A 17297-nucleotide genomic window follows, 5' to 3' on the forward strand; every position below is an offset into this window, starting at 1 on the left:
GACACCCAACCGGAAGATTCCAGATCAAACCGGCCCTGATCGCGGGGGAAGGTCAGGAACACTTGTTTTTATATCTGGCTGAGCAAAGCCGACATTCACCGCACCAAGATAGTCATGTAACAAAGGGCTCGGAGCGGTCGCTGTGCTTGAAACCAAGCGGTGGCTCCTCTGGTTCGTCGATCACGTGCTCCAAAGAAAAACCCCGCCGGGATCAGCGGGGTTTCTCGCAGTTTCTGTCAGGCCGGGATCAGTGCGCGTGGCCCTTGTCCCATTCCTCCTGCTTGGGCAGGATCTCGAACGTATGCTCGGGCGGCGGAGAGGGAAGGGTCCACTCCAGCGTGTCGGCATATTCGTTCCAGTAGTTGTTCTGGGTCACCTTGGCGCCGCGGTACAGCGCGTAGAAGATGATGCCGAAGAACAGCATGAACGACGCGAACGAGATGAACGCACCCCAGGACGAGATGTAGTTCCAGTAGGCAAACGCCTCGGGGTAGTCGATATACCGGCGCGGCATGCCCTGACGGCCCAGGAAGTGCTGCGGGAAGAAGGTCAGGTTGGCGCCGACGAAGAACGTCCAGAAGTGGATCTTGCCCCAGAATTCGGAATACTGGCGGCCGGTCATCTTGCCGAAGTAGAAGTAGATCCCGGCAAAGATCGCGAACACCGCACCCAAGCTCATCACGTAGTGGAAATGCGCCACCACGTAATAGGTGTCGTGATAGGCCCGGTCCACGCCCGCCTGAGACAGCACCACGCCGGTCACACCGCCCACGGTGAACAGGAACAGGAAGCCGAAGGCAAACAGCATCGGTGTCTTGAACTCGATCGAGCCGCCCCACATGGTGGCGATCCAGCTGAACACCTTCACGCCCGTGGGCACCGCGATGACCATCGTGGCCAGCATGAAATAGGCCTGCTGGTTCAGCGACATGCCGACCGTGTACATGTGGTGCGCCCACACGACAAAGCCCAGCACGCCGATCGCGATGATCGCCCAGACCATCGGCAGGTAGCCGAAGATCGGCTTGCGCGAGAAGGTGGCGATCACGTGGCTGATGATGCCGAAGCCGGGCAGGATCACGATGTACACTTCCGGGTGGCCGAAGAACCACAGGATGTGCTGATACAGGATCGGGTCACCGCCACCGGCAGGATCAAAGAAGGTAAAGCCAAAGTTGCGGTCCATCAGCAGCATGGTGATCGCGCCCGCCAGAACCGGCAGGGACAGCAGGATCAGCCACGAGGTGACGAAGATCGACCAGCTAAACAGCGGCACCTTGAACAGGGTCATGCCCGGGGCACGCATGTTCAGGAAGGTGGTGATCATGTTGATCGCGCCGAGGATCGAGGAGGCGCCCGATACGTGCACGGCAAAGATCGCAAGGTCCATGGACATGCCGCCTTCGGTCGTCGAGAGCGGCGGGTACAGAACCCAGCCCACGCCCGACCCGGCCTGATCGTTTCCGCCCGGCGCCAGCAGCGAGACAACGCCCAGTGAGGTACCGGCCACATAGAGCCAGAACGACAGGTTGTTCATCCGCGGGAACGCCATGTCCGGCGCGCCGATCTGCAACGGCATGAAATAGTTGCCGAAACCGCCGAAAAGCGCCGGAATGACCACGAAGAACATCATCAGGACGCCGTGATAGGTGATCATCACGTTCCACAGATGGCCATTCGGAGTACAGGGATCGGCCATGAACCCTTCCAGGCACATGTACTGAACGCCCGGGTGCATCAGCTCAAGCCGCATGTAGACGGTCATCAGGACCGAGATCAGGCCTGCAATAGCCGAGAATACCAGGTAAAGGATCCCGATATCCTTGTGGTTGGTCGACATGAACCAACGGGTAAAGAACCCCCGCTGGTCTTCATGCTCGTGACCATGAATGGCTGCGTCTGCCATTAGGTGCCTCCTGTTGCAACTAAACCGCGCAGCCGGACCTCTCCGACGCGCGGGATTCCTGCTGGTTTTAGAAGGTGAAGGGGGTACCTTCAATGGTGGAGTTTGATCTGGATCAAGATAAATGGCCGCACCCCCCTTGAAGTTGGGGGCTGTTTCCACCGTGATTTCCGGGCCGGGCGGGGGGCTCCGCCAATGTTTGTCGCCGGGCAGATCAGGCATTGCACCCAAACCCAAACCGCACGGCGTCAACTCCCCAAAATCCACCACGAGCATTGCGTCAAGCAAAGCGTGGCCCGCATAGTGCGGCAGAACGAGGGGGCAGGGGATCACCGCAACAATGGCACAGCAATCCGGGACCACAGCGGTTTTCCTGACCGGCGGCCTGATGCGGCATGTCGTCAGAATGTCGCTGACCACCAGCATCGGACTGATGGCGATCTTCGCTGTGGACTTTGTTGATATGGTGTTCATCTCGATGCTGGGCAACGACGCCCTGGCCGCAGCGGTCGGATATGCCGGGACGCTGCTGTTTTTCACCAACGCCATCAACATCGGCCTCTCCATCGCCGCCGGAGCATTGGTCGCGCGCGAACTGGGGGCGGGCCGCTCCGAACAGGCCAGGAACTACGGGTCCAGCGTCGCGGTCCTTGGGATCGTGGTCGGGCTGGTGGTATCCGCGCTTGTTCTGACGAACGTCGATTTTTTTCTGTCCCTGCTTGGCGCCGAGGGCGAGGTGCTGCGGCTGGCCGCGCGATACGTGTTCATCATATTGCCGACGATGTGGGTCATGGCCGCGGCCATGACCAGCATGGCGGTCCTCAGGGCCCACGGAGACGCGCGCCGGTCGATGATGGCGACGATCTATGGGGGCGCTGTGAACGCGGTCCTGGACCCGGTGCTCATTTTTGCAGTGGGGCTGGGTCTTGACGGGGCCGCGATCGCTTCGGTTCTGGCGCGGATCACGATGTTGGCGGCGGCGTTGCTGCCGGCGCTGCGCGTTCACAACGGGTTTTCGCGCCCATCTCTGCAACAGGTCGCCCGCGACCTGGGCGCGGTGCGGGCCATCGCTGCGCCCGCCATTCTGACCAACATCGCAACTCCGATTGGAAACGCCATCGTTGTCCGGGAAATCGCGAGCTATGGCACGGATGCGGTTGCGGGCATGGCGGTGATCGGTCGTCTGCTGCCTGTTGCCTTCTCGGTCATCTTTGCCCTGTCCGGCGCAATTGGGCCGATCATCGGACAGAACTTCGGCGCCGGACAATACCAGCGGGTTCGGGCGGCCTTTCTGGCGGGCGTTCAGTTCACCGGCGCCTATGTGCTGATCATGGCAGCCGTCCTGTTCCTGCTGCGTGCCCCGATTGCGGATCTGTTCGAGGCGCAGGGCGAAACCCGGAACCTGATCTATCTGTTCTGCGGGCCATTGGCGCTGGCGGCATTCTTCAACGGGGTGATCTTCGTCACCAATGCCAGCTTCAACAACCTGGGCCATCCCATTTATTCCACGTGGATAAACTGGGGGCGCCATACGGTGGGAACCTGGGTTTTCGTCGTCATCGGATCTCACCTCGCGGGGGCGCCGGGCGTCTTGTTGGGTCAGGCCTTTGGCGGGGTCATCTTTGCCGGAATTGGCTGGTATCTGGTCGAACGGGTGATCTCGAACCTGTCACGCCCAACCGAAGTCGACCCCTTCACCGAACAGAACCGCATTCACGCCCTGTTTGGCCGGCGCGGGTGGTGAGACCGCCGCGATCCTTGGCTGCCTCGTGAGACTTCAGGATTTCAAGAGGGCGGACATTGATGTCCCGCTGCGAAAGCCGGTCTTGCCCCAAGCTTGGCTCCCACAAGTTGCCAGGGTCGCATCGATTGCACATGACGATGGGTGGCGCTCAATCTACCGGCAATTCGGCCAAGTTGAGTTCCAAGGCTGAATTGATCAGAAGGGGACTGTGTCCGAAATGGCGATGGTTGGTTTCGGCGGAGCACAGCCGGAGATCCGCCGCGTTAAACAATTCCTGCCAGCCCGTGCGACGCCATGAGTGTCTTGCCTGCGGTGTCGCGCCTGAGGCGCACCTATGAGGGGGACAATTGGTGAAGTCTGGTATCGCAAATACGTGTACAAAACGGCCAACCCCCCTGAAAGCCGTAGTACAAAACTGTCAAATCGCCGTTCTAAGGCCGCTTGGGCTGCACGGCCTCCGAGGCGCGGGTTGACCCGACCCAACGGCTGGCTCACAACTCGGAAAAAGCTCAGACAGAACGGATGCCCACCATGACCTATGATCCCGACAATATCTTTGCCAAGATCCTGCGCGGCGAGATCCCCGCGACCAAGGTCTACGAGGATGATGAGACGCTGGCCTTCATGGACATCATGCCACGCGCCGACGGGCATCTGCTGGTGATCCCCAAAACGCCATGCCGCAACCTGCTGGACGCCTCGCCGGATCAACTCGCTACCGTGATGCAGGCGGTGCAAAAGCTGAGCCATGCGGTGATGAAAGCCTTTGGTGCCGAAGGTGTTACCATCCAGCAGTTCAACGAAGCCGCCGGCGGGCAAGAGGTATTTCATCTGCATTTCCACGTCCTGCCGCGCCGCGAGGGCGACCGCCTGCGCCCGCCCGGCCAGATGGGCGACATGGAGGTAATCGCGGGACACGCCGAACAGATCCGCGCCGCGCTGGCGTAGCGCCATTCGACTTTGCTCGGCTTCGGTAAGGGGCCCCAAAAACGAAATTGCCGTTCCGATTGGGGTCGGAACGGCAGACTCGTAACAACACACTTGTGCGGGTCACATGGGCGTTGCCCCGATCCCCAGCAGTAACGTACCACTCACTCTTCGAATGGTAGGATCAACATAAGAGCTTTTTTCCTGCTTTGCATTTCGCAATTAAGTGATTTCGTTGAAATTATTGGAAAATTTTTTTTCCTAGCGCCAAATGGCCGTCGCGGAGCGAAACATAGCGGCCCACAGCGGGCGATTGTTTACAATTTGGAGTGGATAGCCGGAATTCGGATACGTTTTCGAAGCTCTGAAATGCAGGAATCGCCGATCGGACGTGTCTTCAGCGCTCAGAGTGCGACTCAGGGTTGTGCGAGGCTTTCGTCCGTCTCGAAGACCTCGTCGAAGGTCCGGCGCAGGGCGACATCCACATCCGCCATGGTCACCGGCAGACCCAGATCGACCAGCGAAGTGACCCCGTGTTCGGTGATCCCGCAGGGCACGATGCCCGAGAAATGGTCCAGGTCGGGTTCCACATTGATCGAGATACCGTGGAAGCTGACCCATTTCCGCAGCCGGATGCCGATGGCGGCGATCTTGTCCTCGGTCTTCTGTCCCGCGATGGTCAGCGGCTTGTCATCCCGCTGCACCCAGACGCCCACGCGCCCCTCGCGGATTTCGCCGTGCACGTTGAACTCGGCCAGCGCGGCGATCACCCAAGTCTCAAGCTGCTTGACGAAGCGGCGCACGTCGTGGCCGCGCTTGCCCACGTCGAGCATGACGTAGACCACACGCTGACCGGGGCCGTGATAGGTGTATTGCCCGCCCCGCTTGCTCTCATAGACCGGAAACCTGTCGGGATCGGTCAGATCTTCGCGCCGCGCCGAGGTGCCGGCGGTGTAGAGCGGCGGGTGTTCGAGCAGCCAGACGCATTCCTCGGCCTCGCCCGCGGCAATGGCTGCGGCGCGGGCCTCCATGAAATCCACGGCCTCCTGATAATCGGTCAGCCCGTCTGTGATCTTCCATTCCATGGAGCGTGCATAGCGCGGCGGGGTCGCGTGCGAAAGGGGGTCAGGCGGCTTCGGCCAGGCAGCGATCAAGCACCTGCCCGTAGGTCTCGGCGCCCTGCGCGCCGGTCAGCAGGTACTTGCCGCCAAACACCATCGACGGCACGCCCGAGATGCCCTTACCGGTCCAGAACCGCTGTTTCTCGCGCACCGGCGCGGCGTGGGCGCCCGAAGTCAGCGCTGCCCGCGCCGCTGCCGGGTCGAGCCCGGCGGCCTCGGTTGCGGCGATCAGCACCTCGGTCTTTGACACGTCCTGCTGATCGGTGAAATAGGCCGCAAACAGCGCCAGTTTCAGCGGGTGCTGCTGCCCTTGGCCCTCGGCCCAATCGAGCAGCTGATGCGCCTGGAACGTGTTCACCATCCGGCTGTCCTCGGTGAAGTTGAAGGCAAAGCCCAACTCGGCCCCGATTGCTGTCAGCCGGTCGCGGGCTTGCTGGCTTTGTTCGGCGGTGGTGCCGTATTTCTGCATGATATGCTCGCGCAGGTTCTGGCCCTCGGCCGGCATGTCCGGGTTCAGCTCGAACGGATGCCAGCGCAGCCGGGCCAGAATACCGCGTTGGGCAAGCGCCTGATCCAGCTGCCGAAAGCCGACGATGCACCAGGGACAGACCACGTCCGAGACGATGTCGATCTGTACGATGGGACGGGTTTCACGGGTGGTCATGACGGGCTCCGGCGCGGGGTCTCAGATGGGTGAGAGTAACAGATATGAGGTGCACGCGGGAAATCAATCGGATGTGTTTTTGTCTCTTCACATCCTCCGCCCGAGCGTCTATACGCCGCTCTACCAAGCCTGACAGTGCGGTCGTGGCGGAATTGGTAGACGCGCAGCGTTGAGGTCGCTGTGGGGTAACACCCGTGGAAGTTCGAGTCTTCTCGACCGCACCATTCAGCATCACAATATACTGATATTAATTAAAGTTTTCTAAAGCGCATAGGTTGGTCCCCCTATCGGCCCCCCTTTTTTCATGCGTTTGGGTGGGCCGGGTTGAGCAACTATGGCAAGATGCCGAAGTCGCCTGAGCCTATCCTCAGCCGCTCACCGAGGCGCCGAAACGCTTCTGAAAACTATTGCGGTTAGCTCTAATCATTTGCCCGCAAGTAAATTCGTTGGCTCGTTAAGTAACCCAATGAGCAGGCGGACGCTTGTTAGGGCCTGCACCAGGGGCTGGCATGCGGATCAAATCACTTTAGTTTGCTGCGGTAGTATTTGGTGCGCACGTGCTTGACGCGATCATTGGTTTCGGGCGCGTGTTGACGCATTTCGGCCAAGCCTTGTTTCCCTCCGAGACTTATGAACGACGCGAAAGGTGTATTTGCAGAAGTAAGGCGATGGTGGCCGGTAGCAATCGCCCCCCCAAAATGACCATGCTTCCGGTGCCTAGAAACCCAACAACGGCAGTAAAAACGATCAGAGAGAGAACCGAAAGTTGGATTTTTTCGCGAACTCCCTCGGTCAGGAGGAAACTCAGGCCAATACCGATTGCGATACTCAGGTTGTAGGAGGCAAAGCTCGTCCCTACAGACGCTGTCTTTTCCACAGCCTCAGGATCTGTCAGGCCCAGCAATCGCTCGGCTACAGTTGGCCAAGCTAAAGCTTGCATCCCGGCAAAACCGATATGGCCAAGTATCACAAGTGCAATCATGATTTTATAGAGGCGTTGCATAGAACTAATCCTTTTGTAATACTTCGTTTCGCAAGAACCGTGTGCCGAAACGCATCATCGCTCGGACAAATTGAGTGCGGTTGGCGCATCCTGACTTTGAGAGTATTGATTTGATCTGTGCGTTGATGGTCGCGACGGCGCGTTCGCGTCGGTCGGCGATCTCAGGGTTTGTCAAACCTTGCGAAATCGGTTCAATTAGAGCGCTTTCGGCATCCGTCAAACCAAATGCAGCTCGCACGCGCTCGGCATTACACCGCATTGGGAGACTCGTGTCTGTCGAACAGACTAAAAACCCATCAAATGAGCTGCTGCCGATTTCTTGAGAGTTATTCAAAGGCGACACTTCGACACAAAGCCCGTCTGCTGAACCGCCCGTCACGCTCTCTTTACGCGGTCGCGCACCGAACTGTCCGTGATGTCCGACGTGTTCCATCAGGATTGAAAGACGTTTGGTGGCGGCTGCGCTCCCCAACAACAAACGACCATCAGTCGTCACCCGAAAACTGCGATAGGCTTGCTGCTGACGCTGGAACTCTTCATTTCGCGCGACGATCATGCCGCGCTTGTCAAGGACACACAGTCCAATTGTAAGTTGATCCATGGCCGACAAGACAGCCTTGTAGCGCTTGTGGAGTTGCCGCAGAGGAATCGATAAATCCAACGCCTTGGCAAGATGCGGCAATTGCGGTCCTAAAAACACACGTTCGGGTTCAGTGAGTTGCGGCCGGCCCGCGCCAAGTTGAAGAGAAAAAAGCGAAATCCAACGATTGTCTTTGTTCATAACGCCGGCTGCGCGATGAAAAATACCGATAGGCTCGAGGAACTTCACATGTTCGGTGGTGCGCAGTGCTTCCGGCGATTCAGCGATCAGTGTGTCATCCAGAAGCTCGACCGCATCATGATCTTTCGTGTACCTACGAACGATGTCTTGATCGCCTTCCTCGAGATGTGCGCACTTATCGAGGTAAAGGGATAAGAGGTTGGATGAGTACCGCCCCGAGTGCAAAGGCGCAGTCAGTTGTCGGCTTGATCCAATATCGTTCCATTCGAAGATGATGCTGCCATGTGCTCCAGTTCGATCAACGACCTCATCCAATACAGGTTGCCAAGCCGTGGGATCGGCAACGGCATCATAAATTTTTAGAGTTAGGTCTAGACTTTGCGAATTCATGTGCGCCCTCTGCCATCGGTTTAAGACATGATAGTCGGCAAAATTTCCGGTTGCATAGCCCAAATGGGTGATGTCCTACGCTCACCCACACGTCAGGATGAAAGTAGAGACAAAGAGCTTTGATACTGGTTTTCAGGATGCAGTGTAGGTCTACAATGGAAGAGGGTTACATCATCAAAGCCTTTGAAAGCTAAATTTCGACAAATTAGCTTGCGCTTTAGTCAACGAATGGCAACCGCGTAGCCGCAGCAACTCGAATGACTTCACTTTGACCGGAACAGTGCAGCTTTTGAAAGATTGCTTTGAACTGCCTTTTGATCGTGTGGACGCTGACGTCGCGCTCCAATGCGATTTCTTTTGTGCGATTACCTTTTATCATCAAGTCAGCAACTGCAGTTTCAGCAGGGGTCAATCGCCCTAGGGTTTCGATTCCTTTCACCGACAAGTTCTGCGGTCGAGATGGATCGATTACCATCACGAAGGCGCATTGAAAACCGGCTTCCATCTCGGCGTTCGTGTCCATTAAAGGTCGTACGGACATCAAGTAGTCGAACCGCCCTGACGTTCTTCTTGCGGACAAATAGATCGACTCTTGTTCTGGCTCTCCTTGTAATTGCCTGAAGGTCTTGGATAGCTTCTCAGTGAAGAAAGCCGATTGGGATGGGTCGTTCAGCCTCAATCTATTTCTTCGACTGAAGAAAATACCATCACGTTGATCAATGATATTCTGAGCTTCTGTATTAAAGTCGATGACGGTGCCAGTCTCACTGACCAAGAACACACCTAACCCTAGTGAGTTCAGAGCTGTCAACATCGCTCCGTAACGCGATTGGATTTCGGACAAAGCACGTTGAAGCATTAGAGTGTTGGCGATAATGGGCAAAACGACGGGTGTTCTATTGTTTTTCAGGAACGAACGCCATTCCGCTTCGCTCCTATGGAAGCTCAAGATAACGTCCAACCAAGGTCCATTGGTGTTGAGTGCTGCCCCGCAATGCATAACGTACCCATCTGATCCAAGCATTGCCTTTGTTGCGGATACCGGCAGATTTTGATTTTCCGGAAGACCGTGAACTTCGTAGTCATTGTAAAATGTTTGTTCTGGGTTTGAGCGTAAAAACTGGTAACCTCGGTTTTCAGGGTCTTCGGAGCTTTTTTGGATCAAAGTTCGTTTTTCCTGCGTCATCGTTCGCCGTAAGTCTCGACTCATCCGAATGTCAAGTTGATTGCTTCTGAAGTTATTGACGGAGTACATTGATGATGCGGATATCGCGAGTTCCGCCACTAGTGTGTCGTGAGCCTTGTTCCAGTTCTCGGGTGCTGTGCCGCAAGCTAAAATATCACGAATGACGTCTCTCAAGCGGACTCTCTCCAAAGAGCCCTGAACGATGTGAAGCTATGCAAAATCCCACGCAACACATTTCCCATTGCCGACATTCACCAAGTAGCCCAGATTCTTAGATGTTGCATCATCCTTGCACGCCGGGCAACTCTCTTGAGAAGGTCCTGTCGTTGAATAGGCATCTGAAGCGCGAACCGAGTACGATTTGTTCTGAAAGCCGTCGCGCAGTTGGCCGGTTTCTGAAAGCACTTTTCGAAGGGGTTCGTTGCCTTCTATGCAACGATGACAAGGCCACTCTGCCTCTACAACGAACCTCACAAGACTTGTCTTTCCCAACGAAAATAGGTCGGTGGTTTTGGCGGGCTTTTTGGCGTTTTCCACACCTTTAAGCCGCCCACTATTTACACATCCCGCATCCACCATTATCGACACTCTTGGTCACTCACCAACAACACAGGGAAACGATTATGAAACTCGATAAAATGTCGGCGGTTCAGCTGAAGCAATTACGTGTGGATGTGGATGCTGCGCTGGTGGACCGCCAGCGCCAGGATCTCGCCGATGCTAAAGCGGCGGCGGAAGCAGCTGTTGCTGAGTTTGGCTTTTCGCTGGCCGATCTGAACACAAAGCCAAAAGGCGGCACCAGAGCCAAGGCAGCTCCCAAATACCGCAATCCTGACAATGCCGAGCAAACCTGGACGGGCCGGGGCCGCAAGCCGCAATGGATCATTGACGCCTTGACGGCTGGTGCCGATATCGCCGCGCTCGAAATCTGAACCACACACTGGCCGGTCAGAGACGGATTACTCCCACATCTGATCGGCCAGCCTGAGCTGATCCGGACCAAGCGCGGTGGCATAGATCGCCGTGGTTCGGATTGAGGCATGCCCCATCCAGTGCAGTTGTATGTGAAGTTGCACACCGCTCAGCGTCGCGTTAACGGCACAGCTGAGCCTGCGGCCCTCGGGGTTGGACCGCCCCGGCCATTGCCGCCTGCCACATGAGAGACTTAGTCCAACATCGGGCTGTGACGCGCGAGGTCAACGGACCGCGATCACCGAAGGCCGGGCAAAACTTGCTGGCGATCAAACGGCAAAGCGGTCCGATCGCTTGGCAACGTTTGGATCTTATTTAGGCAAAGTCACCCAGCATTTGTGGCTCCCGTCTGGCGCGATTTCACAGTCAGTGTAACCGTTGCCTCGCGCGTCGAACCAATTGATCGGCAATTGATGTCCGTTCCAAACGGCTAGCCTTGTCGGGCAAATGATGAAGAGAGTGCCCTTGATCTTCGTCTTTCTACTGCGTTGACCCTTGGTGTGGAATGGTTCGGTGAACGGATTTACCGGCGTACTGCACTGCATAGGCTCGGGCACATCCTTGAACCGAACCTTTTTAGGAACCTTCAGGTCCTGGGCTCCTGCCGTTGTTGCTACGACAGACAGGGCCAGGACTGCTGCTACTGCGCCAAAACCAGCTTTCATATTCATTCTCTCTTTTCTCATCTATGTACTGGCGCCACGCCTTTGCGCCGCCAACTATTTGTTAAGGTCTCGTGTAGGTGAAAGCCCCGTCTGGCCCCGATAGGGTGAGCTCGGTGCCGCTGATCGTCACTTTCTCACAGGCATACGGAAATGGATCACTATCAAAGCTGCCGGAGCGACAGAACTGGTTGTTCTTCCATTCCCATTCCCCCTGTAACGAGCCGCCAAACGCCTCACCAAAAAACGTGCCGTCCGATTTGAAAGTTGTGTGGCCTTCTGATCGAACCAGCTTAGTGTCGACAAACTGACTGAAGAACGTGTCCTTCAAATCGGTGTCCGCACTCACTGGAGCGCACCCTTGCCCTACAGCCAGCAAGACCAATGCGGCAGCAACAGCTGTTGTTTGGCCTCGCGCATTACCGTTCTTGAACGGGGAAACAGCACTGTCCATTCATTCTCGTTCCTTGTTTTGAGTGGATGTCCCCAGGGCGTGGCGTGATACAAAATTGGCAATTCTGTACAATCCATATATTGCAACGCCTTACCCGCAAACAGCGGGTCGGGACAATGGTGAAATCACGGTGGAGAGTTCCGTAAGGCGCTGAGATAGTTAAGCAATTTCTGACGCGATACAGAATTGCCAATTCTGTATCAACGCAGATTTAGCCCGATTTCCCAGTTATGTCACAACCCACTCTACGTCTTTACGATGCGGACAGCCGCCGTTTGTACCTAAACCAAGAAGAACGCCGACAATTTCACGATGCTGCCAGTCATCAACCCAAGGACATCAAAGCCTTCGCGCTAACGCTTCTGTTCACGGGGTGCCGGGTCTCTGAGGCTTGTTCACTACGGTCAGACGCACTGCAGCCGGGCGCGCGGAGCCTGTCGATAGTTAGTCTCAAAAAGCGAAGACGGCACGCTGTTCGCGAGTTACCGATCCCCCACGAGCTTGCAGATGCCTTGCTGGCTATCGCCCCAACCCAAGACGGCTATTTTTGGCCGGTGGCTGATGGACCGCTCCCACGTATAACCGGGTACCGATGGATAAAAGCCATCATGGCAGAGGCCAACATCGGCGGCGCGCAAGCTTGCCCGAAGGGATTGCGGCATGGCTACGGGGTGAACGCCACGATGGCGGGCATTCAAATTCACATGTTGCAGCGCTGGATGGGGCACGCATCCATAGAGACAACGGCCATCTACGCGACGGTCATTGGACCGGATGAACATCGCCTAGCTGCGCGTATGTGGACCGAAAATCATGAAGGTTTACACGGTTCCTGAGCATGCAATGAGAATTGACCGGCTTTTCACCGGAAACAGTGACAGGCCATTTCTGATCCTCCCTTTCCATGTGAGCGGTGATGGAAATGTCGACCTACGTCACGCTATCGACGTCGCCAAGAAAGAGACGGTTTGATTGAGACATGCGCCGACTGGCCAGGGAGAAGCTATTTGTTCTGGGGAAACTGGTGCGTAAATTGGTAAGGAATTTGCGGATACCGATTTCAACGGCATGGGTGAGATCGCAGGTCAAAGGGGTCGTAAATTCGAGTTCCAGACAAAAATGGCGATGCAAGGATTGACAAAGCAAGCGCGGGCAAAACAAAAAAAGTAACCGCTCGATTTGCCAACCAACGAAATGTTGCTACGATGATTGCCTCTCGGGAGACTTGTCGTAACCCGAGCATCGCGATGCTCTTCAATCATGGAGAACATCGTGATGAGGATACTTTCGAAACGCCAGGTAACGGAGCTGGTCTTGTACTCACCCCAACACATCGCTCGTCTGGAGAAGGCAGGCCTATTCCCCAAGCGGGTACCGCTGGGCCCAAACCGGGTGGGCTGGTTGGAGATTGAGATACTGGAGTGGATCGAAGAACGCCTGCGGCGTAGAGACGAACCTTAACGACTCTCCTGATCACCAGGAGCTGGGTGGCTGGGGTTGCAAACCTGGCCACCCTATCGCCTTCAGCCCACAAAGTTAGCGCAGCCTCTCAGACTTGGCTGATGAGTTGTGAGCACTCGCTGCAAGTGCTCGGTTGTAATCCAATAATGCCATAAGGCGTCATTTACAGGCTAACCGAACAAGTTGACTCGGTCCTTGGCGTGGCTTTGGGTCAAGGTTTCAGGGTCCGCCGCATGGTTTCATCGCAACTACTGTGAGGCGCGCCTTAAGGACAGTTTTCTGGACGATATTGGTGGAGCGACTTGGAGATGCCCTTTTTCAGGCAGCAAACGGCCCTGAATTTGTGGGTTAATCCACGAATTATACCCCGAATGGGCGATGAAACGCAGATCTCTTTCACACTAGCATCTTCATTAGTCTTGTCTGCGTCCCTGCGGATAAGAGGAGGAGACACCATTATGACGTATCATCAACCAGACCTTCCGCTTCATGCTCTTCAGCAAGCGTTGCCTGACGCACTGTCGGGTGTGCCGATCACGATCATCGGTTTCTTGGTCGGATTCCTTGTTCCGCCAAGCCCCGGTGACGGTATTGTTCCTGATGCCAAAAGCGCCAATGACCCCACAGGAGGCGCTCATGGCACATACTAGAGTTAGTGAATTCGGTGATGTCCCGCTGCTTTATGATCGCGATCCAGCAGAAAACTACGGCAAGCGGGGCTATCGTGTGCGGCCCTATGCTGATGCGGTATTTGCAGCCCAAGCCGACTCCGTATTTGATGAGATGTTCCAGACCCTTGAGGCGCTGAACATAGGGCAAGTCAGTGCAATCCTTTTTGGCGGAATCGGTAGGTCCGGAAACGGATCAAGTTTGCACCACCAAAACCGAGCGTTTGACTTGGACGGGTTAATCTTTGACAGCGGCTTTATCTGGGTCGCAGACACCTTCGAGAAACAACCGCATCACTACTTGGCAATAGAAGGCGTTCTACGTCAGAGCTTTGGAACGGTATTAACATACGGCTACAACGCAGCGCATCGCGATCACATCCACTTTGACAATGGGGACTCCGTTGGATTTCGGCGGCATTCCAAGAGCCGAGTTCTTTTTTTGCAAAATGCATTGAGGTTTCTGTTCGACCAGGTCCTAGACGTTGATGGAGTGTGGGGACCGGAAACTCAAGCCGCTGAGCGCTTGGTGCGAAGAGAGCTCGGGTTGGGAAGTCTGTCAACCAATTCGAATTGGATCGGGTTTATTGAGACTAGCATTGATATTGCAGTCGATCGGGCTCGCGAAGTAGATCAAAAGGGGTTGGTCGCATGAGTATTTCTCTTAGAACTGTCACGGTTATTTGCGGTGTTAGCATTTTGACCAGCGGATGCGCATTTTTCGAACCTGATTATCCCGACCAGGTCACAAAGTCTGCAGCCGAGGGACTGCAGCACGTTTCATCGCTGGTTGCGTCCGCACAGTTGGGCGATTTTAAAGGGCCTGAAAGCTATGAGAGTGCAGCAACGCGTTATGCCGACGCTCTGGCGCAAATAGAAGTTACACGAAGCTGGGTCAGTAGGCGGGCAGATGGCGACGACAACTGGCCAGCGACCAAAGCTGCGAAGATCTTGGCATCTAGCCTGACGGAGTGTTCAGAAGGCGTCACCGATATGGCGCAGGAGCATCAGGCCGCAGGACTTGGAACGTCCAATGCATACTCTTTGGTACAGGTGACCTGTGCCATTCCAATCAACGACATTTTGCAGTGAGGATCACATGTCTTTCGATTTCGAAAACTTCAAACCCGGTTCAGTTGATGATTTGTTCAAAGGTTTAGGCGCGGCGCTTGCGTCCGAGGCGCAGACCTGGTTCGCCAAGACAAGAGAGCAGATGACCGGCTACCTAAAAAGCATCTCTGAAGCCGTTATCCAGACGCAGATTGATTACGCGGCAAATCGGATCAGCAAGCGGAACGCCGAATTCTTGATGCGGTCGCACAAGCGTGCAATGAAGGTGTATCTGAATGGTCTGAAATACGAGACCTTCGAATTCCGGCAGACCATTCTGGATACGGCTGTCCGTGCCCTTGGCTACGCTGTGCGAAACCTGACGGGGCTGAACATAGCGCCGCAGTTCGTTCGGTGAGGGTACGTTGTGACTCAAAAAGCAAAAAAACTCCACCAGATGGCCGCTGTGCGGCCATCTGGAAAGGTCATCGTTGCCCGGTGGATGCCATTGCCGCCTGCCACGTCTGGGAGCGCGATGGCTTGGCCCAATGGGCGGCGCCCTTGAAATAGCTTCTCCAAAAAGTGAAAAACAAAGTGGTATCGAATTGTTCGGCCCGGATTAAATGCGCTTACTATTCGAAACGCGGCATTCGTGATAGGTTAATAGTCATTCCTAGTTTTGATTCTGGTTCTGATATGTTTTGCAAGTCCATTGCCCTATCCGCATCGATATTCGCGCTTACTCTTACTTCCGTGCAGGCTCAAAACCTGCGTGATGATCTCCATTCTCAATCAAAAGCAGGCCATCAACGTATTGGTTATGGCGCCACCTACAATGTGCTCGAGACCCTTTATGCTGATCCCGACAACGCGGAAAACGTAATCTTGTTCTATACAAACCGGTCACAAGATGCCGACCAGCGGGTTAACGGTGACGCCCACAATGGATGGAACCGGGAGCATCTCTGGCCGCAATCGCGCGGTACACGTCGCGAGCCAATGAAAAGCGATCTGCACCACCTGAAGCCCACTGATGCGACGGTGAATGCTGATCGAGGCAGTTTGAATTTTGATGAAGGCGGTGGTCCCCAAGGGGAAGCGCTGGATACGTTTCTCGACGGAGACAGTTTTGAGCCGCGCGATGAGGTCAAGGGCGATGTAGCGCGTGCTCTTTTCTATATGGATATTCGATATGAAGGTACGGGCGGGGAACCCAATCTTGTATTAGTTGACCGCAGTGCTCCCGGACGCGGTACGCAAATCGGGGATCTCTGTACGTTGCTGAAATGGCATTCTTCAGACCCACCGGACGCAAGTGAAATTGCACGCAATGACCGAATTGAGCTGATCCAAGGCAACCGTAACCCGTTTATTGACGACGCGGGTCTCGCGGCAGATGTCTACGGAGTCATGTGTGGCGCAGCTCAGCCTGCCGGAGGTCTGCAGCCGATTGCCCCGGTAGCTTCGCAAGATACGCTTCGTTTAGCTTCTTGGAACATAGCGAATTTTTGGCATGTTGACGGCGAGCATCTCCGGCCGCGCCGGGATGGTTCTCCAGGCCTGCAGCGGACGGGAGATGACTATGACAATATCCGTGAGGTCATCGCGACGTTGGGCGCGGATATCATTGGCTTGCAGGAGATCGGGGCACCAGAAGGTGCGGATCTCCTTTTTCCCTCAAGCGAATGGCAAATCGTGTTTTCCATGCGGCTAGCGGATGATCTTGCAGTTGATCCGAATCAACTGAGCGATGTGACAAAACGCGACATCTACACTGTTCTCGCCATTCGCCGCGACGCGGCGCGTGTAGTCAGCACGGAACGAATTGAGTTGGACATTCTTCACGAGGACGGCTTTCCCGCGCGCGAGGGCACAGCGGCTCTCATCGACATTAATGGCACACGCCTCTGGGTGGCTTCGATCCATCTGAAGTCCGGCTGCTTTACCGAGAACGACCTCACTCAACGCGATGACTGTCGAACACTGGCAAAACAAATCCCAATCCTTGAGGACTGGATCGACGAAAAGTCAGCTTCCGGCGCAATGGTCGCCTTGCTCGGGGACTTTAATCGGCAGATTGATCGCGGTTCTGATGTTGTGCGGCAGGACCTCGATGATGGCACGCCCGTAGATTTATTCAAGGTGCCGCACCGTCAGTACTTGGTCTGCAGTGCATTCAGCGCTGTACCAAGAACATCCATTGACTATGTGATCGTCAATGAAGCGCTTTGGGAATTTGTTTCCGTCCCTGCAACACTGAGCCTCCCCAACTGAACTGGACCACCGTTATGTTTAGGGAACGGAGGACCAC

At 55.6% G+C, this 17297-nt stretch carries 17 protein-coding genes and 1 tRNA gene; 10 read left to right on the plus strand and 8 right to left on the minus strand.

Translation table 11 applies throughout. From position 1 onward, the window contains the following. Nucleotides 1-247: 247 nt before the first annotated feature. Nucleotides 248-1906 (minus strand): cytochrome c oxidase subunit I, encoded by a 1659-nt coding sequence (ctaD, locus tag GOX53_RS26985; protein WP_171181930.1) that lies wholly within the window; start codon nucleotides 1904-1906, stop codon nucleotides 248-250. Nucleotides 1907-2243: 337 nt separating this feature from the next. Here ctaD and GOX53_RS26990 point away from each other — a divergent pair, with 337 nt between their 5' ends. After that, on the plus strand, nucleotides 2244-3647 hold the full coding sequence (locus GOX53_RS26990) for an MATE family efflux transporter (RefSeq protein ID WP_254446817.1): 1404 nt from the start codon (nucleotides 2244-2246) through the stop codon (nucleotides 3645-3647). Between the two features lie 522 nt (nucleotides 3648-4169). Beyond that, complete coding sequence (locus tag GOX53_RS26995) at nucleotides 4170-4595, plus strand: HIT family protein (protein WP_371810445.1); 426 nt, start codon at nucleotides 4170-4172, stop codon at nucleotides 4593-4595. Nucleotides 4596-4990: 395 nt separating this feature from the next. Here the strand turns inward: GOX53_RS26995 and lipB are convergent, their stop codons facing one another. Both lipB and GOX53_RS27005 read right to left on the minus strand, forming a co-directional pair. After that, the gene (gene lipB, locus GOX53_RS27000) at nucleotides 4991-5659 is read right to left on the minus strand and encodes a lipoyl(octanoyl) transferase LipB (RefSeq protein WP_171181934.1); all 669 of its coding nucleotides are present in this window, start codon (nucleotides 5657-5659) and stop codon (nucleotides 4991-4993) included. Nucleotides 5660-5699: 40 nt separating this feature from the next. After that, nucleotides 5700-6359: a DsbA family oxidoreductase gene (locus tag GOX53_RS27005; protein WP_171181936.1), complete on the minus strand. Its 660-nt coding sequence runs from the start codon at nucleotides 6357-6359 to the stop codon at nucleotides 5700-5702. 137 nt (nucleotides 6360-6496) lie between these two features. Here GOX53_RS27005 and GOX53_RS27010 point away from each other — a divergent pair. Further along, nucleotides 6497-6583, plus strand: a tRNA-Leu gene (locus tag GOX53_RS27010). 404 nt (nucleotides 6584-6987) lie between these two features. Here the strand turns inward: GOX53_RS27010 and GOX53_RS27015 are convergent. The 3 genes from GOX53_RS27015 to GOX53_RS27025 all read right to left on the minus strand — a co-directional run bounded on the left by GOX53_RS27015 (nucleotide 6988) and on the right by GOX53_RS27025 (nucleotide 9893). Beyond that, a complete protein-coding gene (locus tag GOX53_RS27015; RefSeq protein ID WP_171181938.1) occupies nucleotides 6988-7362 on the minus strand; it encodes a DUF1304 family protein in 375 nt (124 codons plus the stop codon). 4 nt (nucleotides 7363-7366) lie between these two features. Beyond that, nucleotides 7367-8596, minus strand: a complete 1230-nt coding sequence (locus tag GOX53_RS27020; protein WP_171181940.1) for a helix-turn-helix transcriptional regulator — start codon at nucleotides 8594-8596, stop codon at nucleotides 7367-7369. A gap of 154 nt (nucleotides 8597-8750) precedes the next feature. Continuing rightward, nucleotides 8751-9893 (minus strand): helix-turn-helix transcriptional regulator, encoded by a 1143-nt coding sequence (locus GOX53_RS27025; RefSeq protein ID WP_171181942.1) that lies wholly within the window; start codon nucleotides 9891-9893, stop codon nucleotides 8751-8753. A 449-nt stretch (nucleotides 9894-10342) separates the two neighbouring features. Here GOX53_RS27025 and GOX53_RS27030 point away from each other — a divergent pair, with 449 nt between their 5' ends. Then, on the plus strand, nucleotides 10343-10651 hold the full coding sequence (locus tag GOX53_RS27030; RefSeq protein ID WP_171181944.1) for an H-NS family nucleoid-associated regulatory protein: 309 nt from the start codon (nucleotides 10343-10345) through the stop codon (nucleotides 10649-10651). 351 nt (nucleotides 10652-11002) lie between these two features. Here the strand turns inward: GOX53_RS27030 and GOX53_RS27035 are convergent, their stop codons facing one another. Together GOX53_RS27035 and GOX53_RS27040 are read right to left on the minus strand one after the other, a co-directional pair. Next, nucleotides 11003-11362: a hypothetical protein gene (locus GOX53_RS27035; protein WP_171181946.1), complete on the minus strand. Its 360-nt coding sequence runs from the start codon at nucleotides 11360-11362 to the stop codon at nucleotides 11003-11005. 55 nt (nucleotides 11363-11417) lie between these two features. Continuing rightward, nucleotides 11418-11807 carry a hypothetical protein gene (locus GOX53_RS27040; RefSeq protein WP_171181948.1) on the minus strand — a complete coding sequence of 130 codons (390 nt, stop codon included), beginning with the start codon at nucleotides 11805-11807 and terminating at the stop codon, nucleotides 11418-11420. Between the two features lie 230 nt (nucleotides 11808-12037). Between GOX53_RS27040 and GOX53_RS27045 the strand changes: the two genes are divergently transcribed. The 6 genes from GOX53_RS27045 (at nucleotide 12038) to GOX53_RS27070 (ending at nucleotide 17260) form a co-directional block, all read left to right on the plus strand. Continuing rightward, entirely contained in the window at nucleotides 12038-12643 is a 606-nt protein-coding gene (locus tag GOX53_RS27045) for a site-specific integrase (RefSeq protein ID WP_171181950.1), read from the plus strand. 439 nt (nucleotides 12644-13082) lie between these two features. After that, the gene (locus GOX53_RS27050; protein ID WP_171181951.1) at nucleotides 13083-13268 is read left to right on the plus strand and encodes an AlpA family phage regulatory protein; all 186 of its coding nucleotides are present in this window, start codon (nucleotides 13083-13085) and stop codon (nucleotides 13266-13268) included. A 636-nt stretch (nucleotides 13269-13904) separates the two neighbouring features. After that, nucleotides 13905-14591 (plus strand): extensin family protein, encoded by a 687-nt coding sequence (locus tag GOX53_RS27055; RefSeq protein ID WP_171181953.1) that lies wholly within the window; start codon nucleotides 13905-13907, stop codon nucleotides 14589-14591. After that, nucleotides 14588-15028: a hypothetical protein gene (locus GOX53_RS27060; RefSeq protein ID WP_171181955.1), complete on the plus strand. Its 441-nt coding sequence runs from the start codon at nucleotides 14588-14590 to the stop codon at nucleotides 15026-15028. The genes GOX53_RS27055 and GOX53_RS27060 overlap by 4 nt, the downstream gene beginning before the upstream one ends. 7 nt (nucleotides 15029-15035) lie before the next feature. After that, nucleotides 15036-15404, plus strand: coding sequence for a hypothetical protein (locus GOX53_RS27065; protein ID WP_171181957.1), 369 nt, complete (start codon nucleotides 15036-15038; stop codon nucleotides 15402-15404). 164 nt (nucleotides 15405-15568) lie between these two features. Next, the gene (locus GOX53_RS27070; RefSeq protein WP_171181958.1) at nucleotides 15569-17260 is read left to right on the plus strand and encodes an endonuclease; all 1692 of its coding nucleotides are present in this window, start codon (nucleotides 15569-15571) and stop codon (nucleotides 17258-17260) included. Nucleotides 17261-17297 lie beyond the last annotated feature (37 nt).

The organism is Ruegeria sp. HKCCD8929 (assembly GCF_013031405.1).
Taxonomy (GTDB): Bacteria; Pseudomonadota; Alphaproteobacteria; order Rhodobacterales; family Rhodobacteraceae; genus Ruegeria.